The sequence below is a fragment of the Flavobacterium erigeronis genome, assembly GCF_054075165.1.
The window spans coordinates 50846-76241 of record NZ_JBSKGP010000001.1 but is presented as its reverse complement, the minus strand read 5'-3'; the positions used below and the strand labels follow the sequence as shown (position 1 = coordinate 76241).

Annotated in this window: 28 protein-coding genes and 1 riboswitch; of the genes, 12 read left to right on the top strand and 16 right to left on the bottom strand. The window is 33.9% G+C overall.

The window, feature by feature from the left end; translation table 11 throughout:
- Positions 1-13: 13 nt before the first annotated feature.
- The gene (locus tag ACWA1F_RS00345; protein ID WP_456890715.1) at positions 14-610 is read right to left on the bottom strand and encodes a Crp/Fnr family transcriptional regulator; all 597 of its coding nucleotides are present in this window, start codon (positions 608-610) and stop codon (positions 14-16) included.
- A gap of 93 nt (positions 611-703) precedes the next feature.
- Between ACWA1F_RS00345 and ACWA1F_RS00340 the strand changes: the two genes are divergently transcribed.
- From ACWA1F_RS00340 to ACWA1F_RS00320, 5 genes are all read left to right on the top strand, one after another.
- Entirely contained in the window at positions 704-1432 is a 729-nt protein-coding gene (locus tag ACWA1F_RS00340; RefSeq protein WP_456890713.1) for a phosphoglycerol geranylgeranyltransferase, read from the top strand.
- 20 nt (positions 1433-1452) lie between these two features.
- On the top strand, positions 1453-2076 hold the full coding sequence (gene pnuC / locus ACWA1F_RS00335; protein ID WP_456890712.1) for a nicotinamide riboside transporter PnuC: 624 nt from the start codon (positions 1453-1455) through the stop codon (positions 2074-2076).
- Positions 2037-4151 carry a DUF4301 family protein gene (locus tag ACWA1F_RS00330; protein WP_456890711.1) on the top strand — a complete coding sequence of 705 codons (2115 nt, stop codon included), beginning with the start codon at positions 2037-2039 and terminating at the stop codon, positions 4149-4151. The genes pnuC and ACWA1F_RS00330 overlap by 40 nt, the downstream gene beginning before the upstream one ends.
- A 1-nt stretch (position 4152) precedes the next feature.
- Entirely contained in the window at positions 4153-4557 is a 405-nt protein-coding gene (gene arfB, locus ACWA1F_RS00325; RefSeq protein WP_456890709.1) for an alternative ribosome rescue aminoacyl-tRNA hydrolase ArfB, read from the top strand.
- A 331-nt stretch (positions 4558-4888) separates the two neighbouring features.
- Complete coding sequence (locus ACWA1F_RS00320; RefSeq protein WP_456890707.1) at positions 4889-7048, top strand: TonB-dependent receptor; 2160 nt, start codon at positions 4889-4891, stop codon at positions 7046-7048.
- 52 nt (positions 7049-7100) lie between these two features.
- Here the strand turns inward: ACWA1F_RS00320 and ACWA1F_RS00315 are convergent, their stop codons facing one another.
- Positions 7101-7517 carry a Rieske (2Fe-2S) protein gene (locus ACWA1F_RS00315; RefSeq protein ID WP_456890705.1) on the bottom strand — a complete coding sequence of 139 codons (417 nt, stop codon included), beginning with the start codon at positions 7515-7517 and terminating at the stop codon, positions 7101-7103.
- A gap of 157 nt (positions 7518-7674) precedes the next feature.
- Between ACWA1F_RS00315 and greA the strand changes: the two genes are divergently transcribed.
- Both greA and ACWA1F_RS00305 read left to right on the top strand, forming a co-directional pair.
- Positions 7675-8151: a transcription elongation factor GreA gene (gene greA, locus ACWA1F_RS00310; protein WP_111288069.1), complete on the top strand. Its 477-nt coding sequence runs from the start codon at positions 7675-7677 to the stop codon at positions 8149-8151.
- Between the two features lie 53 nt (positions 8152-8204).
- Positions 8205-8594, top strand: a complete 390-nt coding sequence (locus tag ACWA1F_RS00305) for an HIT family protein (protein ID WP_456890703.1) — start codon at positions 8205-8207, stop codon at positions 8592-8594.
- A gap of 66 nt (positions 8595-8660) precedes the next feature.
- Here the strand turns inward: ACWA1F_RS00305 and ACWA1F_RS00300 are convergent, their stop codons facing one another.
- Positions 8661-9812, bottom strand: coding sequence for a sensor histidine kinase (locus tag ACWA1F_RS00300; RefSeq protein WP_306155901.1), 1152 nt, complete (start codon positions 9810-9812; stop codon positions 8661-8663).
- 160 nt (positions 9813-9972) lie between these two features.
- Between ACWA1F_RS00300 and ACWA1F_RS00295 the strand changes: the two genes are divergently transcribed.
- From ACWA1F_RS00295 to ACWA1F_RS00280, 4 genes are all read left to right on the top strand, one after another.
- On the top strand, positions 9973-10848 hold the full coding sequence (locus ACWA1F_RS00295; RefSeq protein WP_306155902.1) for a flavin reductase family protein: 876 nt from the start codon (positions 9973-9975) through the stop codon (positions 10846-10848).
- A 34-nt stretch (positions 10849-10882) separates the two neighbouring features.
- The gene (locus ACWA1F_RS00290; protein ID WP_306155903.1) at positions 10883-11254 is read left to right on the top strand and encodes a DUF3127 domain-containing protein; all 372 of its coding nucleotides are present in this window, start codon (positions 10883-10885) and stop codon (positions 11252-11254) included.
- Positions 11255-11417: 163 nt separating this feature from the next.
- Complete coding sequence (gene aat, locus ACWA1F_RS00285; protein ID WP_456890701.1) at positions 11418-12062, top strand: leucyl/phenylalanyl-tRNA--protein transferase; 645 nt, start codon at positions 11418-11420, stop codon at positions 12060-12062.
- Between the two features lie 2 nt (positions 12063-12064).
- On the top strand, positions 12065-12859 hold the full coding sequence (locus ACWA1F_RS00280) for an MOSC domain-containing protein (protein WP_456890699.1): 795 nt from the start codon (positions 12065-12067) through the stop codon (positions 12857-12859).
- Here the strand turns inward: ACWA1F_RS00280 and ACWA1F_RS00275 are convergent.
- From ACWA1F_RS00275 to ACWA1F_RS00215, 13 genes are all read right to left on the bottom strand, one after another.
- Complete coding sequence (locus ACWA1F_RS00275; protein WP_456890697.1) at positions 12856-13566, bottom strand: HesA/MoeB/ThiF family protein; 711 nt, start codon at positions 13564-13566, stop codon at positions 12856-12858. The genes ACWA1F_RS00280 and ACWA1F_RS00275 overlap by 4 nt on opposite strands.
- A gap of 167 nt (positions 13567-13733) precedes the next feature.
- Positions 13734-14846 carry a 2-iminoacetate synthase ThiH gene (thiH, locus tag ACWA1F_RS00270; RefSeq protein WP_456890696.1) on the bottom strand — a complete coding sequence of 371 codons (1113 nt, stop codon included), beginning with the start codon at positions 14844-14846 and terminating at the stop codon, positions 13734-13736.
- 67 nt (positions 14847-14913) lie between these two features.
- Positions 14914-15291: a GxxExxY protein gene (locus ACWA1F_RS00265; protein WP_456890695.1), complete on the bottom strand. Its 378-nt coding sequence runs from the start codon at positions 15289-15291 to the stop codon at positions 14914-14916.
- A 151-nt stretch (positions 15292-15442) separates the two neighbouring features.
- Positions 15443-16219 carry a thiazole synthase gene (locus tag ACWA1F_RS00260; RefSeq protein ID WP_456890693.1) on the bottom strand — a complete coding sequence of 259 codons (777 nt, stop codon included), beginning with the start codon at positions 16217-16219 and terminating at the stop codon, positions 15443-15445.
- Entirely contained in the window at positions 16200-16838 is a 639-nt protein-coding gene (locus ACWA1F_RS00255) for a thiamine phosphate synthase (protein WP_456890692.1), read from the bottom strand. Before ACWA1F_RS00255 ends, ACWA1F_RS00260 begins: the two co-directional genes overlap by 20 nt.
- Entirely contained in the window at positions 16831-17571 is a 741-nt protein-coding gene (locus ACWA1F_RS00250; RefSeq protein WP_456890690.1) for a hydroxymethylpyrimidine/phosphomethylpyrimidine kinase, read from the bottom strand. The genes ACWA1F_RS00255 and ACWA1F_RS00250 overlap by 8 nt, the downstream gene beginning before the upstream one ends.
- Positions 17529-18134, bottom strand: a complete 606-nt coding sequence (locus ACWA1F_RS00245; RefSeq protein ID WP_456890688.1) for a thiamine phosphate synthase — start codon at positions 18132-18134, stop codon at positions 17529-17531. The genes ACWA1F_RS00250 and ACWA1F_RS00245 overlap by 43 nt, the downstream gene beginning before the upstream one ends.
- Before the next feature lie 30 nt (positions 18135-18164).
- Complete coding sequence (gene thiC, locus ACWA1F_RS00240) at positions 18165-19985, bottom strand: phosphomethylpyrimidine synthase ThiC (RefSeq protein ID WP_456890687.1); 1821 nt, start codon at positions 19983-19985, stop codon at positions 18165-18167.
- A 143-nt stretch (positions 19986-20128) separates the two neighbouring features.
- Positions 20129-20335 carry a sulfur carrier protein ThiS gene (gene thiS, locus ACWA1F_RS00235; RefSeq protein ID WP_456890685.1) on the bottom strand — a complete coding sequence of 69 codons (207 nt, stop codon included), beginning with the start codon at positions 20333-20335 and terminating at the stop codon, positions 20129-20131.
- 67 nt (positions 20336-20402) lie between these two features.
- Positions 20403-20499: riboswitch (TPP riboswitch) on the bottom strand.
- A gap of 88 nt (positions 20500-20587) precedes the next feature.
- A complete protein-coding gene (locus tag ACWA1F_RS00230; RefSeq protein WP_456890683.1) occupies positions 20588-21148 on the bottom strand; it encodes a DNA-3-methyladenine glycosylase I in 561 nt (186 codons plus the stop codon).
- A gap of 76 nt (positions 21149-21224) precedes the next feature.
- On the bottom strand, positions 21225-21656 hold the full coding sequence (locus ACWA1F_RS00225) for a lipocalin-like domain-containing protein (RefSeq protein WP_456890681.1): 432 nt from the start codon (positions 21654-21656) through the stop codon (positions 21225-21227).
- A 139-nt stretch (positions 21657-21795) separates the two neighbouring features.
- Positions 21796-22476, bottom strand: coding sequence for a hypothetical protein (locus ACWA1F_RS00220; protein WP_456890679.1), 681 nt, complete (start codon positions 22474-22476; stop codon positions 21796-21798).
- Between the two features lie 18 nt (positions 22477-22494).
- A complete protein-coding gene (locus tag ACWA1F_RS00215; RefSeq protein ID WP_306155918.1) occupies positions 22495-23157 on the bottom strand; it encodes a queuosine precursor transporter in 663 nt (220 codons plus the stop codon).
- A 150-nt stretch (positions 23158-23307) separates the two neighbouring features.
- On the opposite strand from ACWA1F_RS00215, the gene ACWA1F_RS00210 reads away from it, so the two are divergent.
- Positions 23308-25371, top strand: a complete 2064-nt coding sequence (locus ACWA1F_RS00210; RefSeq protein WP_456890677.1) for a M3 family metallopeptidase — start codon at positions 23308-23310, stop codon at positions 25369-25371.
- Positions 25372-25396: the final 25 nt, after the last annotated feature.

Genomic DNA, 25396 nt, shown 5'->3' with positions numbered 1-25396 from the left:
AACGGGAACTTTTTTATCTGTATACTTTTCGATTAATAATTTTCAATTCGCCTTTTTTTTCTAAAGCTTTAATGGCTCTAATAACGGTTTCAACACGCAAACCGGTTAAATCGCCAATTTGTTGCCTAGTAAAATTAATGAGATAGCCATTTTCATCTTTCTGAAAATTGAAATAAGCAATTCCGTGATCGATTAATTTTAAAACACGATGCTCGGGTTCGTGTGTCGAAATTTCTGCCGCCATTACCGATTTGTAGTACAATCTTTGAGCAAGATTTTCGATTATTTTAATGCTCACTTTCGGATTTTCTTCCAAAAGCTTCATGAAGTTTTCTTTCGGAAGAATAAAAATCTCCGAATCTTCTACCGCAATCGCATTTGCTGGATATTTTTGGCTTAGAAATAAAGGAGGTTCTCCAAAAGATTGTCCGTTATAGAATATTCCCTGAATAAATTCACGTCCGTCATCATTATAATTACTCATTTTGACTTCTCCAGAAATGATCTGATAATAGTGTAATGGCAGATTTCCTTCTTCGAAAATTATATCGTTTTTGTCAAAAGATTTCTTCACGACGCCATATTTCTCTAATAATTGAACTGTAATCATAATGTATCATTTACGTTATCAAAAACGTTAGACAAATATAATTCATTCAAAATAGTTCTTCGACATTAAAAAACTTTTACTTTTACACCCGCAATGCAAGAACAAATACTCACTATAAGACAACAGATTGTAGAGGCTAAAAGTAATGGTCAGAAACTATTGGCTGTGCTTTTGGATCCTGACAAAATTGTACTGGAAAATGTAGCTCATTTAATTGAGAAAATTAATCAGTCTCCTGCTACTCATATTTTTGTGGGCGGAAGTATTGTTCAGAACAATATTTTGGAAGAATTGATTTCGCAGTTAAAGCAGAAAACCAGTTTGCCTGTTATATTGTTTCCTGGAGATCCTTCGCAGATTTCGCCAAAAGCAGATGGTATTTTGTTTTTGTCTTTATTGTCTGGCCGAAATCCTGATTATCTGATAGAATATCAAGTTCAAGCAGCGCCGATTCTGAAAAAAACAAATCTTGAAGTAATTTCTACAGGATATATTTTAATTGAAAGTGGCAATGAAACGGCCGTTGCGCGTGTAAGCAAAACGAAACCTTTAAGTCGAGAAAATCTTGATCTGGTTTTGGCGACAGCTCAGGCAGGAGAAATGTTAGGCAATCAATTGATTTATTTAGAAGCGGGAAGCGGTGCCAAACAGCCAGTGCCAACGGAAATGATCGAGCTGATTTCTCAAAATATAGAAATTCCTGTTATTGTTGGTGGAGGAATCGTAGATTTGCACGGAATTCAAAAAGCGTATAATGCTGGGGCAGATTTGGTTGTTATTGGAACAGCTTTTGAAAACAACAGTCATTTTTTTGATCAATAAACGCCAAATATCACATTTTCATGATAGACTTTTTTTTAGACAGTTATAAAAATGCTCCACTATGGCATATAGCTTTAGAGTTTTTGGTTTTCGTATGTGGAATTTTAAGCGTTTGGTTTGCGAAAAAAGAAAATATTTGGGTGTATCCAACAGGGTTAATTGCTACAGTTATATCGGTTTATCTGCTTTATGTGGCTGGCTATATAGGTGATATGATTATTAATGCTTATTTTTCAATAATGAGTATTTACGGTTGGTATGTTTGGGCAAAAGGAGGAACTGTTGAAGATAATCTGCCGATTACCCGTACAAGTTTTAATGAAAAAATAATCGGAATCTTACTGTTTATTGTGACGGTTTTTGTAGTTTTCGGCATTTATAAATATTTTGATTACGAAATTCATCCTGACAACTATGTTGATATGATTTCGTCAGGAATATTTTTTGCTGGGATGTGGTATATGGCCAGAAAAAAAATAGAAAACTGGACACTTTGGATTATTGGTGATATTATTGTTGTACCTCTTTATGCTTATCGCGGCTTAGGGATGCTGTCACTTCAGTATATAATTTTTACAATTTTGGCTATTTCAGCTTATTTAGAATGGAGAAAGATCTTAGACAGCAAAAAACAACTATCATAAAAATTGCTTTGTTTGGACCTGAAAGTACAGGGAAAACAACCTTAGCAAAACAGCTTGCAGAGTACTACGAAACCGAATGGGTTCCTGAGTTTGCACGCGACTACTTACAAGAAAAATGGGAAGAAAATAAGCATATTTGTGTAGCTGATGATATGATGCCAATTGCTTACGGGCAGACTGCATTAGAAAATGAAAAATTAGCTAGCGCAAATAAATATTTATTCTGCGATACCAATTTAATGGTGACCAAAGTGTTTTCTGAAATGTACTATGGCTTTTGCGATCCGCTTTTAAATGAAGCAGCGTTGAAACACGAGTATGATTTATTTTTCTTGACAGATATTGATGTTCCTTGGGAAAAAGACGATATTCGAGATACTCCTGAAGGTAGAGAAACCGTGTTTTCTGTCTTTAAACAAACTTTAATTGATACTAAAAAACCTTTTATAATTTTGTCTGGAAATAAAGAAACGCGATTGGCGAAGGCAACAGAAATTATTGATAATTTGACGATTGCCAAAGAACATGATTTCTCATCTACAGATTTTGTGCAGATATATAATAGAGGAATTTCTTTTGAAACCGTTTTAAAACAGTTAGAGTTTTTTAATAACGGAATTGCAAAGAGTAATTTAATAAACCCTGCCACAATTGGGAATGGGATTTTAAATTTGTCAGAAACTGATTTCCAGGAGAAAGCTTCTTTTTTTGATAATAAGAAAGAAAAATTAAAGATTAAAAAGTTTGTTCCGGCTTCTGGTGCAGCAACAAGAATGTTTAAATTTTTAACTGCTTTCTTAAATGATTTCGATATTCAGAAAGAAACGATCAATGCCTATATTAATAGAAAAAAAGATAAGGAGCTAGCTATTTTTATTATCGGAATGGATAAGTTTCCTTTCTTTAAGTCGGTAGATCAAAAATTAAGAGAAATCTATCCTGATTTTGAAACTCTTGAAAGAGATTATAAGAATTATTATTTTATAAAATTATTGTTGTCCCCTGATCATTACGATTTTGCAAATAAACCAAAAGCAGTATTGCCATTTCATTGGTACGAAACACATATTGCAACTCCAATTGAAGAGCATTTAAACGAATGCATACATTATGCTACTTCAGATAAAGTTTCTAATTTGCATTTTACAGTTTCAGAAATTCACCAAAACTTATTTTACAGCGGAGTCGACGAGGTTATACGAAAAATTGAAGACCCATCTGGTGTAAAAATCAATATTGGCTATTCTTATCAAAATAAAAGTACCGATTCTATTACTATTGATGATAAAAACAAATTGGTCAAAGATAAAAATGGAAGTTTAATTTTCAGACCAGGTGGACATGGCGCTCTTATTGAAAATCTGAATAATCTGGATGCTGATGTGATTTTTATTAAAAATATAGATAATGTAATTCAGAATCATATTGATAAAATTACATTATACAAAAAAGCATTAGCAGGAGTTTTAATAGAAGTACAGCAAAAAGTGTTTTCTTATTTATATGCTATTGATCAAAATGAAATCAAAGAAAATCATTTAATAGATATTATTTTATTTTTAAAAGAAAAGCTAAATGTTGAGATAAGTAATGACTTCAATAAGTTTACTTTTGAGAATAAAATAGACAAGATTAAAGAACTTCTAGACAGACCAATTCGTGTTTGCGGAATGGTTAAAAATGAGGGAGAACCAGGCGGCGGACCGTTTTGGGTAATGAATGATAAAGGAGTGACTTCGCTTCAAATTGTGGAAACTTCACAAGTTGATTTATCAAATAAAAAACAACAGGAAATCTTAGCTGAATCGACGCATTTTAATCCCGTAGATTTGGTTTGCGGTATTAAAAATTACAAAGGAGAAAGATTTGATCTTCATCAATTCGTAGATGAAAAAGCTGGTTTTATTGTAGAGAAAAGTGTAGATGGTAAAATAGTAAAAAGCTATGAACTGCCAGGATTATGGAATGGTTCAATGGCCAATTGGCTGACTATTTTTGTAGCGGTTCCGCTGATTACTTTTAATCCTGTTAAGACAGTAAACGATTTATTGAAAGCGGCACATCAGCCACAATAATATGGATACAGAAAAAATTATATCAGAATTAAGCTTTAAGGCCGTACGCAGCAGTGGATCGGGCGGGCAAAACGTGAATAAAGTTTCGTCAAAAGTAGTTTTGAATTTTGATTTAAATGCTTCTCAAGCTTTATCTGATGAAGAAAAATTGCTTTTACAAGAAAACATGTCAGCAAGATTAACTTCAGAAAATATTCTGATTTTAAATTGTGACGAAGACCGAAGCCAGCTTAAAAACAAAGAAATTGTAACGAAACGATTTCTCGAAATCATCAAAAAAGGACTTTATGTTCCGAAAGTTAGAAAGGCTACAAAAGTTCCGAAAGCGGTGATCAAAAAGAGAATTAAGGACAAAAAGAACGTTTCTGATTTGAAGCAATCTCGTAGAAAACCAAATATTGATTGAATTCAAAGAAGAAATTCCAATTTTTAAATTCCAAATTCCAAAACTGATTCAAGATTCGTTTTTGGAATTTGGAATTTATTTTTTGGAGATTTTGCCTATAAACGTTTTTGGAATTTGGAATTTGATTTTTGGAATTTTTAACATTACATTTGCACTGTCTCAAAGGGGTGCTCTAAATAACGAGCTGAGATCATACCCAAAGAACCTGAGCGAGTAATGTTGCTAAGGGAAAAAACGACACTATTGAGCGTGCACACTTTATTTTGTCGTGAAACACATTTATTAATTTAACAAAAGAATAATTCCCCCTTTTATTCGTAATTTTTTACGAATGAAAAATTTATTTAAAGGTACTAAGGTGCTAAGTTGCAAAGGTTCTAAGGTTCATAAATTTAGAGCCAAATCTATTTTCTTTACTCTATTCTCTATTTTCTTTACTCTATTCTCTTTTGCGCAACAGCAAGATTCTACAAAAGTCAATCAGCTTGACGATGTTCTGGTTTCTGCAGTTCGTGTTACCTCAAAAACTCCAGTGAGTTTTAGTAATATGAATAAAAAAGAAATTAAATACAGAAATTTAGGTCAGGACATTCCGATTCTGATGAATTATCTTCCTTCAGTTGTAACGACTTCTGATGCTGGAAACGGTTTTGGATATACCGGAATTCGTGTCCGCGGAAGCGATGCAACACGTGTAAACGTAACCATAAACGGAATTCCGTACAACGATGCTGAAAGCCAAGGTACATTTTGGGTAAACATGCCCGATTTTGCTTCTTCTGTAGAAAGTCTTCAGTTACAGCGCGGAGTTGGGACATCAACAAATGGTGCAGGTGCTTTCGGAGCGAGTTTAAACATGCTTACAGACAGTTATGCTAGCAAAGCAACAGGTGAAATTTCAAGTTCAGCTGGATCATTCAACAGTTTAAAAAATACGGTAAAATTCAGCACTGGATTATTAAATGATCATTTTGAAATTGCGGGTCGTTTATCTGCTATGAAATCTGATGGTTATGTAGACCGTGCAAGCTCAGATTTAAAATCGTATTTTCTTCAAGGAACTTATGTGGGTAAAACCACTTTGATTAAAGCCTTGATTTTTGGAGGCGCTCAAACAACGTATCAATCTTGGAACGGAATTGATGGAGAAACCCTCAATAAGAACCGTACGTTTAATTCGGCAGGTATGTATACTGATGAAGCTGGAAATGTTCGTTTTTATGATAATGAAACCGATAATTACAATCAAGATCATTACCAGTTGCATTGGAGCGAATCTATTTCTGATAAATGGAGTACAAACTTTGCATTGCATTATACAAAAGGAAAAGGTTATTTCGAAAATTATAAAGAAGATGCCGATATGGCTGATTATAATCTAAATCCTGTTGGGGCTATTACAACAACAGATTTAATTCGCCAAAAATGGTTGGATAATGATTTTTACGGAACTACTTTTTCTGCCAAATATAAAACAGAGAAATTAGACGTTATTTTAGGCGGTGGCTGGAACAAATATGAAGGAGATCATTTCGGAAAAGTAATCTGGGCTAGATATGCTTCTCAATCTGAAAAAGACGATCATTATTATGATGATTACTCTGCAAAAACAGATGGCAATATTTTCGCGAAAGCGAATTATCAGTTTACAGAAAAGTTGAGTTTTTATGGGGATTTGCAATATAGAAGAGTTACTTACAAAGCCAATAGCATAGAAACCGGTTTGGTTGATGATGATTTTAATTTCTTCAACCCAAAAGCAGGTTTAAATTATGCTTTTACTCAGAACAGCACTTTGTATTTTTCTTATGCAAGAGCGAATCGTGAGCCAAACAGAACCGATTATGAAGGCGGAAATGTAAAACCTGAAAAGTTAAATGATTTTGAATTAGGGTGGAGATTCAATACAGAGAAATTTCAATTGAACTCAAACCTATATTATATGGGATACAAAGATCAGTTGATTTTAACGGGAAGATTAGACGATGTTGGTGCGCCAATTCGTGCTAATACCGAAAAAAGCTATCGTTTAGGTTTCGAATTTGATGCAACAATTGCACTTTCTGATAAATTTACTTTAAGACCAAACTTTACTTTAAGCAGCAACAAAAATGTTGATTTGGCTGTTGATGGCGAATATTACGGAACAACAAAAATCGCCTATTCTCCAGAAGTTATTGCAGGAAACATTATAGTCTATAAACCTATTTCAGGATTGTATCTTTCGTTATTGCAAAAATATGTTGGAGAGCAATACATGAATAATATCGAATTGCCGGCAGCAAAACTGGCAGATTATTTTGTAAACGATTTTAATGCTTCTTACGAAATAAAACCAAACAAGATTTTCAAATCGATTACGATTACAGCTTTAGTAAATAATATTTTCGATAAAAAATATGTTTCAAATGGCGCAATGTGGGATGTTTATCCCTACTACTATCCGCAAGCGGGAACAAACTTCTTAATTGGTCTGAATTTGAAATTCTAATAAGTTAAGACACAAAAAAAGCCTGAAAAATTATTTTCAGGCTTTTTTGTTTTTAATTGTATACGTGAACTACAGTTCCAGACGATTCTACACGATATTGTTTCATCGGATATTCTTTTCCGCCCAATCCTGTAAATAAGTTATATTGAGTTTTATCGCAAGAGCATACAGCGTAAATTCCGTCGATTGTCATTGCGGTGCAAGAAGTCAAAGGTTGGTTTGGACACGCAGCATCAAAAGCAGTGTAAGTTCCTTCACCAGTTTTCATCACAATAATTCCTTTCGCGCCATAATTTGCCACATAAACGGGGTTGCTCGGATATAACAGTTTGTTGTACGTTGGCAAATTGGTATCGAGATAAGCGTTTATAGAATAATTAGGAATATTAGGATTGTTGTTGCTTCTGTTGTTGTCACTGCAAGAAAATAAAACAGCAGTAAATGCGATAAAGAACCAGATTTTTTTCATTATTTGAATAAGAATTAGTTAAAACAAAAATAATTTATTTAGATTTGAAATCTATATGATTAACATATAATTATGTACTATTAAAAATTATAGTATATTTGTGGTAAGAAAATCCCGTCGCGATGGGATTTTTTGTATTTATATAAACGATGAAGTTATGAGTAAAGTATCTTATTATACAGCAGAAGGATTAAAAAAATTAAAAGATGAATTGGAGCACTTAAAAAGTGTAATGCGTCCAAAAGCATCTCAAGATATTGCAGATGCAAGAGATAAAGGAGATTTGTCTGAAAATGCAGAATATGATGCAGCAAAAGAAGCACAGGGTTTATTAGAAATGAGAATTTCTAAACTAGAAGAAGTATATGCAAATGCAAGATTAATTGACGAATCTCAATTAGACGTTTCTAAAGTTTTGGTTTTATCGAATGTGAAAATCAAAAACCAAAGCAACGGGATGGAGATGAAATATACGCTTGTTGCAGAAAGCGAAGCGGATCTTAAAACAGGAAAAATTTCTGTAACCTCTCCAATTGGAAAAGGTTTGCTAGGAAAATCTGTTGGAGAAGTAGCTGAAATTACAGTTCCGAACGGAGTTTTGAAATTTGAAATTCTTGAAATCTCAAGAGACTAAAGTCATTACGAGGAACGAAGCAATCTCACTATTATATTTTAAACAAATAAACTATGAGTTCAATATTCACCAAAATAGTAAACGGAGAAATTCCATGTTACAAAATTGCTGAAGACGATAATTATTTTGCTTTTTTAGATGTAAATCCAAATGCTAAAGGACACACTCTTTGTATTCCAAAACAAGAAATCGATAAGATTTTTGATATGGACGAAGAACTGTATTTAGGCTTAATGAAGTTTTCTAAAAAAGTTGCAGCAGCCTTAGAAAAAACAGTTCCATGCAAAAGAGTCGGAATTGCGGTTGTTGGACTTGAAGTTCCGCATGCGCACGTACATTTGATTCCGTTAAACGAAATGGACGAAATGCGTTTCATCAATAAAGTTTCGCTTTCTAAAGAAGAATTTGAAGCCTTAGCAAAAGATATTCAATCGAATTTATAAGATTTAAATAAAATAAAGGCTTCGACTTTGCTCAGCCTGACAAAATCAAAAGTGCAGTAAAACTATTTACTGCACTTTTTTATTTAGTGAAATCTGAAATGTAGTTCCTTTTCCAATTTCAGAATGAAGCACTTTAATTTTTCCGTTGTGGTATTCCTCGACAATTCTTTTAGTTAAAGAAAGACCAAGTCCCCAGCCGCGTTTTTTAGTCGTAAATCCAGGTTCAAAAATGGTTTTAAATTGTTTTTTAGAAATACCTGTTCCAGAATCCTTTACATTAATTTTTACATGATGCAGATCTTGTTCAATCTGAAGATCCAAAGTTCCTTTTCCTTTCATGGCATCAATCGCATTTTTAACCAAATTTTCTATAGTCCAGCTGTGCAACGTTGGATTTATCATTCCCAAAATCGGAGAATCTGGAGCTTTAAACGAAAAAGCAACTTGCTTAGAAAAGCGCGATTGCAAATATTCGTAAGCATTTTTTGTTTCTTCGACAATATCATGAAGTTCTAAAACCGGAATCGAACCAATTTTAGAAAAACGATCTGTAATGGTTTGCAATCGATCAATATCTTTTTCAATTTCAGTACTAATGGATTGATCAATATTTTCGGTTTTTAATATTTCGACCCAACCAATTAAAGAAGAAAGCGGTGTTCCAATTTGATGTGCGGTTTCTTTTGCCATTCCCGCCCAAAGTTTGTTTTGAGTTGCCATTTTGGTGCTTTTGTAGAAATTATAAATCAAAGCAATACAAAGAAAAATAATGAGAACCAGTGCAATTGGATAATATTTGAGTTTGTTCAATAGCTCAGAATTCCCATAATATAGCGTTTGATATTTTCCTGGAGCATATTCAAAAGTAATCGGCTCGTTTTCATTTTTCAACCTATTTAAAAGCGCTTTCCTTTTTTTCTTGTCATTCAAAACATCATCAGAAACATTTTTAGCACTCACAACTTTGTCGTAAAGCATGATCACACCAGGAATAGAAGTGTTGTTATTGATAATTTGGAGAGGCAAATCTAAATCGGTGTATTCATCGGCATTAACTAGAGTAATTTGAGCATTTACAAAAAGATTCATTTTTAAGCGTTCCTCATTTTTAAAAATTTGGAAGAAAGTATAAGTGTTCCAAAGAATTAGAGAAATGATTAAAAAGCAAATTGAAATAATAATCCAGCGGGTTGTATTTGTTCTTTCAGAAAAAGACATATCAGTTATTTTGTGGTATAAATATAACGAAATATACACATTTTATATTTTGCCGATGCTGAAAAGATTTTTCGTTTTATCTGCAAAACTATTTCTTCTAATTAAACCATTTCAATACTTTTGCAGGTACTAAAATGAGATTCTGTCTAAATTTTAAAGTATGATCAGCATTAATCCAAAAGAGATTCCAACGGCCAAATTGCAAGGCTATCTACAGAGTTCAATCGGTCCAAGGCCAATTGCGTTTGCGAGTACCATTAGCGAGACCGGGATTCCTAATTTATCTCCGTTTAGTTTCTTTAATGTGTTTAGTGCCAATCCGCCGATTTTGGTTTTTTCGCCATCACGCCGTGTTCGAGACAATACAATAAAACATACTTTAATTAATGCCGAAGCCACTCGCGAAGTAGTAATAAATGTCGTAAATTACGATATCGTACAGCAGACTTCACTGGCAAGTACAGAATATGGAGATGGTGTCAACGAATTCATTAAAGCGGGATTAACGCAAATTCCTTCAGATTTAGTAAAACCATTTCGCGTAAAAGAATCTCCAGTTCAGTTTGAATGCAAGATTACGCAGATTATTCCGTTAGGAACTGAAGGCGGAGCTGGAAATTTAATTTTATGCGAAGTAGTAAAAATTCATATTGCTGAATCTATTTTGGACGAAAACGGAGCAATCGACCAGCATAAAATTGATTTGGTTTCGAGATTGGGAAATAACTGGTATTCAAGATCAAACCAAGGGCTTTTTGAAGTAGCAAAACCCTTGACAACATTGGGAGTAGGCGTAGATGCAATTCCTGATTTTGTAAAAGAAAGCGCTGTTTTTGACGGAAATGATTTAGGTAAGTTAGGAAATATAGAAGCCTTGCCTACAAAAGAAGAAGTTAGTATATTTGTGAAAGAAAATTTCGCAGTCAAAGGAGTTTTAAGCTCCGATGATCAGAAAAAAGTGCATTTAGAAGCCAAAAAATATCTGGATAATGGCGATGTAGAATCGGCTTGGAAAGTGCTTTTAGCTAAAAAATAAAAAAGAAATAGAAACAATAATTAAATAGACGAAGATGGAAGTTACAGGAAAAGTAAAAGTGGTAAACCCAGAGCAGCAAGTTAGTGCCTCATTCAAAAAAAGAGAGTTAGTTGTTACTACTGAGGAGCAGTATCCACAACATATTTTAATCGAATTTACACAAGATAAATGTGATTTATTGAGTAGCTATAAACAAGGAGATGCAGTAAAAGTTTCTATCAATTTAAGAGGAAGAGAATGGGTTAATCCACAAGGAGAAACTAGATATTTCAATAGTATTCAAGGTTGGAGAATCGAAAGATTAGCTGCAGAAGGAGCTACACAAGCACCACCAATGCCAGCAGCAGAAACTTTTGCTCCAGCAACAAACTTAAACGAAGACGAACCAGACGATTTACCGTTCTAAGAAAGTTTAAATCTCAAATTATAAATTCCAAATTCCAAAGCTTTACTGTGTTTGGAGTTTGGAATTTTTATATTCAATATAGCTTTGTCAAAGTTTTGAACTTTGACAAAGCTTCTTAAGAAAGATTGGAATTTGGATTTTTTTTATTTGGAATTTTTTAAAGATGTATTACTTATTCAACGATTTATTTTTTCCGCCAGTAACAGAAGCTGATGAAGAAGGGGTTTTGGCCATTGGAGGCGATCTAAGTTCAGAGCGCTTACAATTGGCATACAAAAGTGGCATTTTTCCTTGGTTTAATGAAGGGGAACCAATTCTTTGGTGGGCTCCAGACCCAAGGATGGTATTGTTTTTTGATGAATTGGTGATATCCAAAAGCATGAAAAAAATCCTCAATAAGAAAATATTTAAGGTTACGTATAATAAAAATTTCAGAGAAGTAATTTCCAACTGTCAGCAAATAAAGCGTGAAGGCCAGAACGGAACTTGGATTTCTGATGAAATGATAGACGCCTACTGCAAATTAAATGAAGAAGGAATAGCAAAATCTGTTGAGGTTTGGCAGGATGATGTTTTAGTGGGCGGTTTGTACGGAATTGATTTGGGTAAAGGAAACGTCTTTTGCGGAGAAAGTATGTTTTCTAAAGTGTCCAATGCTTCAAAAACAGCTTTTATTGCTTTAGCCTTATATTTGAAGAAAGAAAAATACAAATTATTGGATTGTCAGGTTTATAATTCTCATTTGGAGAGTTTAGGATGTCGAGAAATTGATCGTGAAGAGTTTATGTCCATTTTAAAAAGTAAATAGAAATGAGTGCAGTTTACAGCGTAAAAGAAATTTATATCTATCCGATAAAAAGTTTAGCAGGCATAAGTTTAGAAAGTGCCAATGCAGAAGAAATGGGCTTTGAAAATGATAGAAGATGGATGCTGATTAATTCAGAAAACGTTCACGTTACCCAAAGGGAATATCCTATAATGAGTCAGTTTTATCCTCAGATTGCAGGAGATAAAATTCAAATTACTTTTGAAGGAGAAACTCATGAATTTTTAATAAATGAATCTTTAGAAACTTCAATACAATCAAAGGTTTGGGAGGATAAAAGTGAAGTTTTCGAAGTAAATAAAAACAGTTCAAAATGGTTTAGCGATAAACTCGGCTTTGAATGCAGATTGGTTAAAATCAATAAAATAGGTGCCCGTAAACACGAAAGTTCAAGAACGCAGGAAACGTACAATGTGAGTTTGGCAGACGGCTATCCCTATTTGTTAATCGGAACAGAAAGTCTAGATTTCTTGAATTCTAAACTGGAAGAAAAAATTACCATAAAAAGATTCCGTCCGAATATTGTGGTAAGTACAAAAAAAGCTCACGAAGAAGATAATTTTAAAACTTTTGCAATTGGCGGAGTTCAATTTAAAAATATAAAACCTTGCGGGAGATGCATTATGGTCAATAATGATCCGCAGAAAGGAATTGTAAAAAAAGAGCCTTTAAAAACCTTAAGTAAATACAGAAATGTAGATAATTCAGTTTTATTCGGAACTAATCTTGTAAGTCTGAATTCGGGAATTATCAGTGTTGGCGATGAGGTTATTTTCTAGAAATTCAATTTTGTAAAATTCCAATTTAAAGTATTAAAAAGGATTAATTCATTGTTTAAAGTTGGTAATTCTAAAATCAATTTTAAAGTTTCATGCGCCATCATATTTCCTATAATTCCAGGCAACGTTCCTAAAACTCCATTTAAATTGCAATTTGGAACATCTTTTGGATCCGGCATTTCTGGAAATAAATCACGGAGATTTTTACTTCCGTTATGATTAAAAACAGCAATTTGTCCTTCAAATTTTAAAATACTTCCGTAAACCAAAGGTTTATCAAGCTCAACACAAGTATCGTTAACCAAATAGCGAGTCGAAAAATTATCAGAACCATCCACAATAATATCATATTGTTCCATAATTTTTGAGGCATTTTCAGCTGTTAGTTTTTCATTAATTGAAACAGCTTCAATAAGCGGATTTAGTTTTGAAACGACTTTTTGCGCCATAATGGCTTTATGTTGTCCAATTTCATTCTCAGTATATAAAATCTGTCTGTGAAGATTATGAACTTCAATCGTATCAAAATCCATAATTCCGATAAAACCAACTCCCGCAGTCGCAATATATTGTAAAATTGGACAGCCTAAACCACCGGCACCAATCACTAAAACTCTAGCTTTTTTAAACTTTTCCTGACCTTCATCACCAATTTCAGGAAGAATGGTTTGTCTATTGTAACGAAGAAATTCTTGGATAATGCTCATTTTTGGGAATTTTAGATTTTAGATTGTTGATTTTAGATTTTTTTGGAATCGCAATTTTAGCTTCCAACAGCAACTTTGTCAAAGTAAACTTTGACAAAGTTTCACGTACCAATTGGAATTTTGAATTTTTCTATTGGAATTTGGGATTTAAAAGATTGGAATTTCTCCTAAAAGTAACTTCTGCTCCAGTCTTTCCAAACCGGTTCGTAGCCTTTATTTTTTATAATTTTTGAAATTTCTTCAGCAGAACGTTCATCGCTGATTTCGAATTGCTCTAAAGACTGCGGATCTACCACATAACCGCCAGGATTGGTTTTGGAACCTGCACTCATACTCGTAACACCAATCGGAATTATGTTATTTCTGAATTTCTCGTTTTCACGAGTTGAAATGGAGATTTCTAAATCTTCATTCAACAATCTGTAAGCGCAGATTAACTGAGTCAAATCTTTATCATCCATAATAAAATTGGGTTCGATAATGCCTTCAGCGGGACGAAGACGCGGAAATGAAACCGAATATTTAGTCTGCCAATATTTCTTCTGTAAATAATCGAGATGCAACGCGTTAAAAAAGCTGTCTGTTCGCCAGTCTTCCAAACCTAATAAAACGCCTAAACCTATTTTATGAATTCCAGCAGTTCCAATTCTATCGGGAGTTTCAAGCCGATAAACGAAGTTTGATTTTTTGCCTTTTGTATGATACTTTTTATACACTTCCTGATGATAGGTTTCCTGATAGACCAAGACAGAATAAACTCCAGCTTCGTGCAGACGCTCGTAATCTTCTGTAGAAAGTGGCTGAACTTCAACCGAAATAATCGAAAAATCTTCTTTAATTAAATTAATCGCATTCAGGAAATAATTAATATTTACGGTATAATTTGCTTCGCCTGTAACAAGTAAAACATGGTTGAAACCTGTTTTTTTTAGTGCCTCAACTTCAAGTTTTATTTCGGTATCAGAAAGTGTTTTTCTTTTGATTTTATTGTCTAAACTAAATCCGCAATAGGTGCAGATATTTTGGCATTCGTTGCTTAAATAAAGAGGCGCATACATTTGAATCGTTTTCCCAAAACGCTTCTTGGTGATTTCATGGCATTTCTGTGCCATTTGTTCCAGATAGTTTTGAGCATTTGGAGAAATCAAAATCAAAAAATCATCGAGATTTCGTTTCGTTTTAGCCAAAGACTGCTCGACCTCTTTTGAAGTTGTTTTGTATATTCTGGATTGGATTTCATCCCAGTTATATTGCTCAAAAATAGATTTGAATGTTTTCATTTTTTGGTTTCACGCAGATTTTGCAGATTTAAGCGGATTATTTAGATTTTTATTTTTTTTGATCTAACTAGATTTTATTTGCTATTCTTTTTATATCATCAAGGATGTTTGTTGTATTGAAATTTACGAGCAAACCTAATTTTTTCTTTGTTAGTCTTAAATATGTTGCAACTTGTTTATAATGAATCGGAGCCAGATCTTCTATAGATTTTAATTCTATTATCACTTTATCTTCTACTAAAATGTCAATTCTAAAAGCAGGGTCTAATGTTATCCCTTCATATGGAAGTGTTACTTCAACTTGCTTTTGAATTTTTAGATTTAATTTTTCTAATTCATAAAACAAAGCGCTTTCATACACAGATTCAAATAATCCAGGTCCTAGATTATTATAAACTTTAAAAATGGCTCCCCTTATCAAATACGATAATTCATTCTCGGTCATAATTCCTAATTTTTAATCGAAACAAAATTAAAGAATTTTCTTTCTTTATTGTTAAATTTCGTTTCACAATCATTTTTGAGTATCTGCAGAAATTAAAAAAAAATCAAATCAAATCTGCTTTAATCTGTAAAATCTGCGTGAAACAAAAAAACTAATCGTAAAGAAAAGAAGTCAATGGGCTAGAAGCCGAAGCATAATTCTGCTGATTGGCAACTTTCGCTTCAAACGCCTTTCTTCCCGCAATCACAGCTTCCTTAAAAGCTTCCGCCATCAATTTTGGATTTCCTGCTACCGCAATGGCAGTATTCACCAAAACAGCGTCGGCGCCAATTTCCATGGCTTTTGCGGCATCAGAAGGTGCGCCAATTCCAGCATCGACAATAACAGGAACAGTGCTTTGTTCGATTATAATTTCTAAGAAATCAATCGTTTTTAAGCCTTTATTACTGCCAATAGGCGAACCTAAAGGCATTACGGCAGCAGTTCCAGCACTTTCTAAATGTTTGCATAACACAGGATCGGCGTGAATATACGGCAGAACAATAAAACCCAATTTAGCCAGTTCTTCAGTAGCTTTTAACGTTTCAATCGGATCGGGCATTAGATATTTTGGATCAGGATGAATTTCCAGTTTTACCCAATTCGTTTCTAAAGCTTCACGTGCCAATTGTGCAGCAAAAACAGCTTCTTTAGCATTTCTTGCACCTGAAGTATTGGGTAATAAATTGATATTTGGATGTTTTAAATGCGATAAAATAGCATCAGTATCCGTTTCAAGATCAATGCGTTTGAGAGCAACGGTAACCAATTCGCTTTCTGAAGCTAAAATGGCATTTTCCATTTCTTCATTCGAACCAAATTTTCCCGTTCCGAGAAATAAACGGGACTTAAAGGTTTTATCTCCTATATTAAACAATGATTTTTGCATATAATTTTTCGTTTAATTGTTGAATTAATTTTTCTTTTTCATCACTTTCCGTAATGATTCCAGAAATGGCAATTCCGTGAATCCCAGTTTCCATTAACGGACTAACATCACGTAATGTGATGCCTCCAATGGCATAAACAGGAATTTCGATTTTATTTTTTTTTAATTTTTGCAGAATGTCAAAGTAGCCCGACAATCCCAGAATCGGACTTAATTTTTCTTTCGTAGCTGTAAAACGGAAAGGTCCTAAACCAATATAATCACAGCCATCTTTAACGTGATTTTGAATATCTTCAAAGGTGTTTGCGGTTCCTCCAATTACTTTTGAAGTTCCTAAAAAAGCTCTCGCTTCATTAATTTTAGTATCCGTTAAACCCAAATGAACGCCATCGGCATCAATTTCTTTGGCGAGGTGAAGATCATCGTTTACAATAAAGTTTGCATTATATTTTTCGCATAAAGGTTTTACCGCTTCCGCTAAAGTAAAAGCATCTGCTGCTGTTTGATTTTTAAATCGCATCTGTACCCAATTGCAGCCTGCATCAAGTGCCTGATTAATATTATACAATTGTTTTTCTATAGTTTCGCCCTGCGAGATATATTGAAGTTTGCTATACATAATGATATCCGATTAAAGTTGATGTTGAAGTCAGGTAATTTTCGATATAGATTTTAGCATTTTTACAGGCTTCGGTTAAGGTTTGTTCTAAAGCTAAATTCGAAGCAATTGCTGACGAAAGCACACAGCCTGAACCATGTTTTTCAAAGCATTTTTTATCTGATGGAAGTAATTCTAAAACTTCATTTTTTAGAAATAAGCGATCTATTCCCAAAGCTTTTTCGTTATGTCCGCCTTTCAGTAAAATGCTCGATGAGAATTCATTTTCTTTCGAAATAAAATCAGGAAATAATATTTCAGCTTCATGATAATTAGGCGTAATCAAATCGATTTTTGAAAGTATTTTTTTTAAATCTAAACGATCTTCAATAGTCATAAATTCAAATTTTGTTGTTGATTTAAGAACAGGATCCCAGACAATTTTAGTCAAAGGAGAAAGCTTTTTTACAGTCGAAACAATTTGGTTTAAGTCATTTAAAGAAGAAACAATTCCAATTTTGACAACACTGATTTTATAATTCAAAAACATTGTTTCAATCGAACGGATTACAAAACTCAAATCGGTCCATTGAATTTCATAAAATTGATTTTCAGTCTGAATGGTATTCGCAGTTGAAATAGCAAAACCAGTGACTTTATGCTGTTCAAATGTTTTGATATCAGCCAAAATTCCGGCACCGCTTGAAGGATCTAAACCTGCGATTGTGAGTACGAAAGGGCGATTTGCTGACATAATTTAAATTGTTTTAATGGATTTTCATTTTTCCAAATACTTCCTAAAAGAGCGAAATCATCAAAGCCTTTTTCTAAAACTTCTTGAATGTTTTCTGAATCAATTCCGCCTAAAGCAATCATTTTTGCTTCATGATTTGTTCTTGATTTTATTTCTTCGAAAAGATCTTGCTCTGGAGAATAATTTTCTTTCGAAATGCTTTTAAAAACGGGACTTAAAAAGGCGTAATCAAAATTTTCTAGAGAGTTAAAATCTTCTATAGAATGCGTTGATGTTGAATACCTACAAGGTTTTGAAAACCTTGCAGGAGAGCTGCTAGATTGATTTCTTTCTTTTTCAGAAAAATGAAAGCTGTCAATGCCAAAATCTTCAGCTAATTCATGATGATTATGCAGAACCATTTTATCCCGAAATTCTAATTTCATCTGATGGAGGAACTGAGTCATTTCTAAAGATGAAAAATAAGGTTTGCGAATATGAAGCAATGGCAATCCTTCTTCTAACAAAGAATGAAGAATGTCTATTTCATCTTCAACAAAAAAGGGATCAGTAATCACAATCATATCTTTTTTCTAGCTTCTTATCTCTATTTTCTAGATGTAAATCTCTTTCCCCTGTTCAATAAATTCTTCTGATTTCTCTTGCATTCCCTTTTCTGCAGCAGCAACATCTCTAATTTCCTGAGATATTTTCATAGAACAGAATTTTGGTCCACACATTGAACAGAAATGCGCCACTTTTGCACCATCAGCTGGAAGCGTTTCGTCGTGAAATTCTCTTGCTGTATCTGGATCTAAAGCCAAATTAAACTGATCTTCCCAACGGAATTCAAAACGGGCTTTGCTCAATGCATTATCGCGATATTGTGCACCCGGATGGCCTTTAGCCAAATCGGCAGCATGAGCAGAAATTTTATACGTGATTACACCGTCTTTTACGTCTTTTTTGTTCGGTAAACCCAAATGCTCTTTTGGGGTTACATAGCACAGCATCGCACAGCCGTACCAGCCAATCATGGCAGCGCCAATAGCAGAAGTAATATGATCGTAACCTGGTGCAATATCTGTAGTTAAAGGGCCTAAAGTATAAAACGGAGCTTCATGACAATGTTCCAGTTGTTTGTCCATATTCTCTTTAATCATGTGCATTGGAACGTGCCCTGGACCTTCAATAAAAACTTGAACATCGTGTTTCCAAGCAATTTTTGTGAGTTCCCCTAAAGTTTCCAATTCGGCAAATTGTGCAGCGTCATTGGCATCGGCAATAGAACCTGGACGCAAGCCATCTCCAAGAGAAAAGGCGACATCATATTGTTTCATGATTTCGCAGATTTCTTCAAAATGCGTGTACAAAAAGTTTTCTTTATGATGGAATAAACACCATTTTGCCATGATAGATCCTCCACGAGAGACAATTCCTGTAACACGATTGGCAGTTAAATGAATATAACGCAATAAAACTCCAGCGTGAATCGTGAAATAGGAGACACCTTGTTCTGCCTGTTCGATTAATGTATCACGGAAAATTTCCCAAGTTAAATCTTCGGCGATTCCTTTTACTTTTTCTAAAGCCTGATAAATAGGAACGGTGCCAATTGGGACAGGGGAGTTGCGAATAATCCATTCTCTGGTTTCGTGAATGTTTTTTCCTGTCGAAAGATCCATAATAGTGTCAGCTCCCCAACGGCAAGCCCAAACGGCTTTTTCTACCTCTTCTTCTATGCTTGAAGTCACAGCGCTATTTCCGATATTGGCATTAATTTTTACCAAGAAATTACGCCCGACAATCATAGGCTCGCTTTCAGGATGGTTAATGTTGTTGGGAATAATGGCTCTCCCACAAGCCACTTCAGAACGAACAAATTCGGGAGTGATTTTGCTTTTTTGAGTGTTGGCTCCAAAACTATGGCCATGATGCTGACAGCGCATAGCCTCAGTTTGTTCATTTAAAAGTTCGATTCGCTGATTTTCACGAATCGCGATATATTCCATTTCGGGAGTAATAATTCCTTGTTTAGCGTAATATAATTGGGTTACGTTAGCACCTTTTTTAGCACGTTTTGGCTGATGTAAATATTCGAATCGAAGATGGTTTAAGCTTTCATCTTTCAGTCTGCTTTGACCGTAATCTGAAGTTATTTCTTCTAGGATTTCGACATCATTTCGATCCAAAATCCATTTTTCGCGTAAGCGTGGCAATCCTTTTCGAATATCGATAGCAATATTTGGATCGGTGTAAGCACCCGAAGTGTCATAAACAGTTACTGGAGGGTTTTTCTCAATTCCGCCATTAGAAAGTTTGGTGTCGCTCAAAGTAATTTCGCGCATTGCCACTTTTATCGGATGAATTTCTCCGTCGATATATACTTTTTTAGAATTCGGAAACGGGGTTCTGGATATTTGTTCTTCTTTCATAGTTTTTGTTTCAGGTTTGAAGTTTAAAGTATCAAGTTGATTCTGATTGTGTTATTCACAACGTTTTTCCGTAGAGACGCACTGCAGTGCATCTACGTATGATTGGAAAATTGGAATTTGGGTTTTTAAAATTTGGATTAAATTTAACCTCCTTGAGTAGCAGAAATAATCAAAATATCGTCAGTTTCGTGTAGGAGGTATTCGTTCCATTTGGTTTTTGGAACAACAGTATTGTTGACAGCAACAGCGATTCCGTTTTGTTTGAGCGGAATTTCGAGATCGAGCAATGATTGAACGCTTAGCGATTCAGCATTGAATTTTTTGGTTTGTTGATTGATTTTAAGTTCCATTCCTTTTTGAGTTTAGTGTATAGTTACACAATAGGAATGGCTACAAAATACACGCAGGCGCGCGCATAGAAGTCATCTTACTTTTCCCTACGCTAGTATGAACTAGATCAGGTTCAGAGGGTAAAATCTCAGCCTGCATGATGCAGACACCCCTAAAGTGTGAAGCAAATATATGTAATTTTTGTTTAAAGTTTCAAGTTTAAGGTTTTCAAGTTCAAAAAAAATGAAAACTAGAACTGAAAACTGAGACAGTTATTTCTTTCGCGTAAAGCAATCTTCTATATGATCATTGACCATTCCAGTTGCCTGCATGTGAGCATAAATAACCGTTGAGCCAACAAATTTAAATCCGCGTTTCTTTAAATCTTTACTAATCGCATCAGAAATTGGAGTGGTTGCAGGAACATCTTTTAAAGTTTTTGGTTTGTTGTCAATTGGCTTTCCGTCAACAAATTTCCAGATGTATTTTGAGAAAGTTCCAAATTCTTCTTGAATTTTCATAAAAGCCTGAGCGTTTGAAACAGCGGAATTGATTTTCAATTTATTGCGAATAATTCCAGTGTCTTGCAGTAACTCTTCGATTTTATCTTCAGAATAATTCGCAATTTTTTTATAATCGAAATTATCAAAAGCAGTTTTAAAGTTTTCTCTTTTGTTTAAAATGGTAATCCAGCTTAATCCCGCTTGAAAAGTTTCTAAAATTAAAAACTCAAAAATAGTCGGGTCGTCGTAAACAGGAGTTCCCCATTCTTCGTCGTGGTATTTTTTATATAAATCGCTGGCAGAGCACCAGCCACATCTTATTGGTTCCATTTTTTTATTTTAAATGTATAAAAAAAGCTTCAGACTATGAAGTTTGAAGCTTTTGGGAATTTATAATTTATCAAAATTATTTTTTCTTATATACAGAAATAGCGCTTACTGATATACCACCTTCTGAATATGACATTTTTATTTTTAATGTAGTACTGGTTAATTCTGAGATTTCCCATTTAACTTCTTCATCACTATATTTTAAAGTTAAAGTGTTTCCATCTTTTTTCCAAGTACCATTTTCATCATAAGTGCTGCATTTTGAGTCCCAATATTCTGATGTAATGTCGATGAATTTTCCATCATTAGAGAATGTCATTGAAGGAATTTCACAACCTTCACTATCATAAGGTTGTAATATTTCTTGACCGCTAAAAACAGCTCCTTGGTGGGTAATTTCCCATTTTCCCTCAATAGAGCCACCATTGTTATCATCATCGCTGCTGCAAGAAACGGCAGTTAAGCCTAATGTCAAAATTGACACAAAAAGAATGCTTAGTTTTTTCATTTTTGGTAGATTTTATTTGTTAAATGTTATGGGGCGAAAATAAAATCTTTTTTGTAAAAAACGAAAGAATTTATGAGGTTTTTCTTTTAAACGTCTTAAATTTTTCTTAAAATATTGAGTAATAGCTTCTTAAAAGTAATTATTTTCCTATTTGCCAACTATATCCTTTAACACTCGGAATATATGCAGAACTTCCAACTATAACTAAATTATTGTAGGTTTTTCGGTTGTATTTAATGCCAATCGCATTTCCGGATGTGTACATTTTATTGGCTTTAAAGACTACTTTCATTTTGCCATCTTCCAACTCTGCGTCAGATACTTTTTCAATAAACCAAGTAGAATGCCATTTTACAGCCAATTCATTTTCGGCTGTTTTAGTTACACTTTTTACGAGCTTAACCGCTTCTTCGGGAATCTCGAAGTTCTCTGTTAACTGCTTTTGAGTCATGGTCTGACCCATTTTGCATTTTTCTAATATTTTACGAATATTGACAAAGCTTAATAATTTGTCGTTGGCTTCTTTTTTTATAGAAGTTGGCTGACTTACAGTATTATTTACGGTTCTGGAATTTACCGTTTTAACTTCTATCGGAGTTTTAACTGCAAAAGGACTTTTTGATGAAACAGTTTTTTTGGAATCGATCTCTTTTGGAGCGGTAATGTTTTTTGATGAAATTGTAGAATTTATTTTCACACCAGCGGGTGTTAATTTATTAACAGGCTGAATGATTTTTTTATGCTGTTTTTTTTCGTCATTTCCACAGCTTAAAAAGAAATAGGAGACAGAGAATAAAATAAGAAAGTAATTATTTTTCATAACCTAAGTTTTTTATTCTTAACTTTTTTGTGCTGGATCTCCTTCTAAATATTTTTTAATCAAATGATGTCCTAAGTAAATCGCTGGTGTTAGTAAAATAGCGATTGCCAGTTTAAAAGTATATCCTATTAATCCTGAAGATATAAAGGTGTCAAAGTCAATTTTTCCTGGAAGCCAAAAAGCAATTCCCAAAACAATAAACGAATCAAATAATTGCGAAATTACGGTAGAACCCGTCGCTCTCAGCCATATTTTCTTTTCGCCGGTTCTGTTTTTAAAAAACCAAAAAATCCAAACATCAATAAGCTGAGAAGCCATAAAAGCGATTAAACTTCCAACAATAATCCACATGCTCTGTCCAAAAACGGCTTGAAATTGCTCGTCATTTACAGGACTTATTCCTTTTGCGGCCGGAATTACCATAGCCATAAACAAGATAATAAAAGCATAAGCAATCAGACATGCCGTTATAAAAGAAAGTTTTTTTACTCCTTTTTCACCAAAATATTCATTAATCAAATCGGTTGTTAGAAATACGATTGGCCAAGGCAAAATTCCGATACTCATTACAAAAGGTCCAACTTGGATTAATTTTCCTCCAATTAACTCAGCGACAACGGCATTGGTGATAAATATCCCTGATAAAATTACAAAAACAATTTCTTTTCTGGTTTTAAACATTTGATTTTTGGTATTGATATTTCAAAAATAAACTATTTCTTTTAAATCTTAGAAACGGATTAAGAAGTTTGCTTTCGATTGGTTAATTTTGAGATTCTGTTGCATTTTTTGCTAGTCCAATTTTTGTACAGAATTAATAAAAGTATAGTTATGAAAACACCAATAGAATTAGATAATCCATTGTTAAGAGAATGGTCTGGCCCTTATGGAGGAGTTCCAGATTTTACAGCCTACAAAGTTTCCGATTTTAAGCCTGCAATAGAATTTGCAATAAAAGAAAAATTGGAAGAAATTGATGCCATCGCAAATAATCCAGAAGAGCCGACATTTGAAAATACAGTCAAAGCTTTAGAACTTTCCGGTGAAAAGTTAGATAGAATTTATGCTGTTTATGGAATTTACAGATCGAACTTGAGCACTCCGGAATTTAATAGTGTTGATACAGAAATGTCGCCAAAATTGGCAGAAATTAATGATAAGCTGTATCAAAATGAGAAGTTGTTTTCTAGAATTGAAGCTTTATACAAATCGGATGAAAAGGAAAATTTAACGAAGGAGCAGCAACGTTTGCTTTGGCTGTATTATACCGATTTTGTTAGAGAAGGAGCGGAGTTAAACAAAGAAGACAAAGATAAAGTTGCCGAAATAAACCAAGAATTGGCAACGCTTTTTACTTCTTTTAGTCAAAAATTGTTGGCAGAAGAAAATAATCAGTATATCGAATTAAAAACGGAAGCCGATTTTGACGGTTTACCTGAAGAATTTAAGAATGCTGCTATTGCTGAGGCAAAAGAAAGAAATCTAAGTGTTTTGGGATGTATCGGAAATACAAGATCTTCAATTGAGCCTTTTTTGACTTTTTCTAACAAAAGAAATTTAAGAGAACAAGCTTTTGAAATTTTTGCAAAAAGAGGCGATAATAAGAATGAAAATGATACAAATGACACTCTTGTATCTATTTTAAGACTAAGAGCAGAGAAAGCAAAGATTTTGGGCTTTGCTAATTTTGCTGAGTGGAGTTTGTCTAATAAAATGGCAAAGGATCCGCAGAAAACGCTAGATCTAATGCATTCTGTATGGAAACCTGCTGTTGACAAAGTAAAAAATGATGTTTCGGCAATGCAGGAAATGGTAGATAGAGAAGGAGGGAACTTTAAAATCCAGCCTTGGGATTACCGTTATTATGCAGAAAAAGTGCGTAAAGAAAAATATGATTTAGATCAGAATGAAATTAAACAGTATTTGCAGTTAGAAAATCTGCGTGAATCAATGTTTTGGACAGCGGGCGAATTGTTTGATTTAGGTTTTAAGCAGTTGTTTGATGTTCTGGTTTATCATGAAGATGTTAGAGTTTGGGAAGTAAATAATAAAAATACAGGAGAACCAATTGGATTATGGTATTTTGACCCATATGCGCGAATTGGAAAACGTTCTGGAGCTTGGATGAATTCGCATCGCGATCAGCAGAAAATCAACGGAAAAGTATTGCCAATCGTGTCAAACAACTGCAATTTTATCAAAGGAAACAGCGACGAACCAACTTTGATTTCTTGGGACGATGCTACAACTTTGTTTCATGAATTTGGCCATGCATTGCACGGGTTGTGTTCGAATGTTACTTATCCAAGTCTTTCTGGGACCTCGGTCGCAAGAGATTATGTGGAGTTTCCTTCCCAGTTATTAGAACATTGGTTGGCAACTCCCGAAGTGCTAAATAAGTTTGCCCTTCATTACAAAACAAACGAACCTTTGTCTCAATCATTGGTAGAAAGAATAGGAAAAGCAGCTAATTTTAATGAAGGTTTTGCAACTGTAGAAACGATTTCAAGTTCTTTTGTTGATATGAAACTGCATCTTGCAACCGAAGTAATCGATCCGTATGATTTTGAGAAAAAGATTTTAAGCGAAATTAATATGCCTTCAGAAATTGTGATGCGACATAGAATTCCTCAATTTGCACATATATTTTCAAGTGACGGATATGCAGCGGGATATTACAGCTATTTATGGGCAGATGTAATCAATGCAGATGCTTACGAAGCTTTTTTAGAAGCAAACGGACCTTTTGATAAAGTAGTTTCTAAGCATCTTTATGATGCCGTTTTGAGTGTTGGGAATACGATCGATAATGAAACGATGTATGAAAATTTCAGAGGACATGCTCCACAATCTGGTGCTTTGATGAGAGCCAGAAATTTTCCAGTTGAAAGTTGATATGAAATAAAAAAAGCCCGAATAA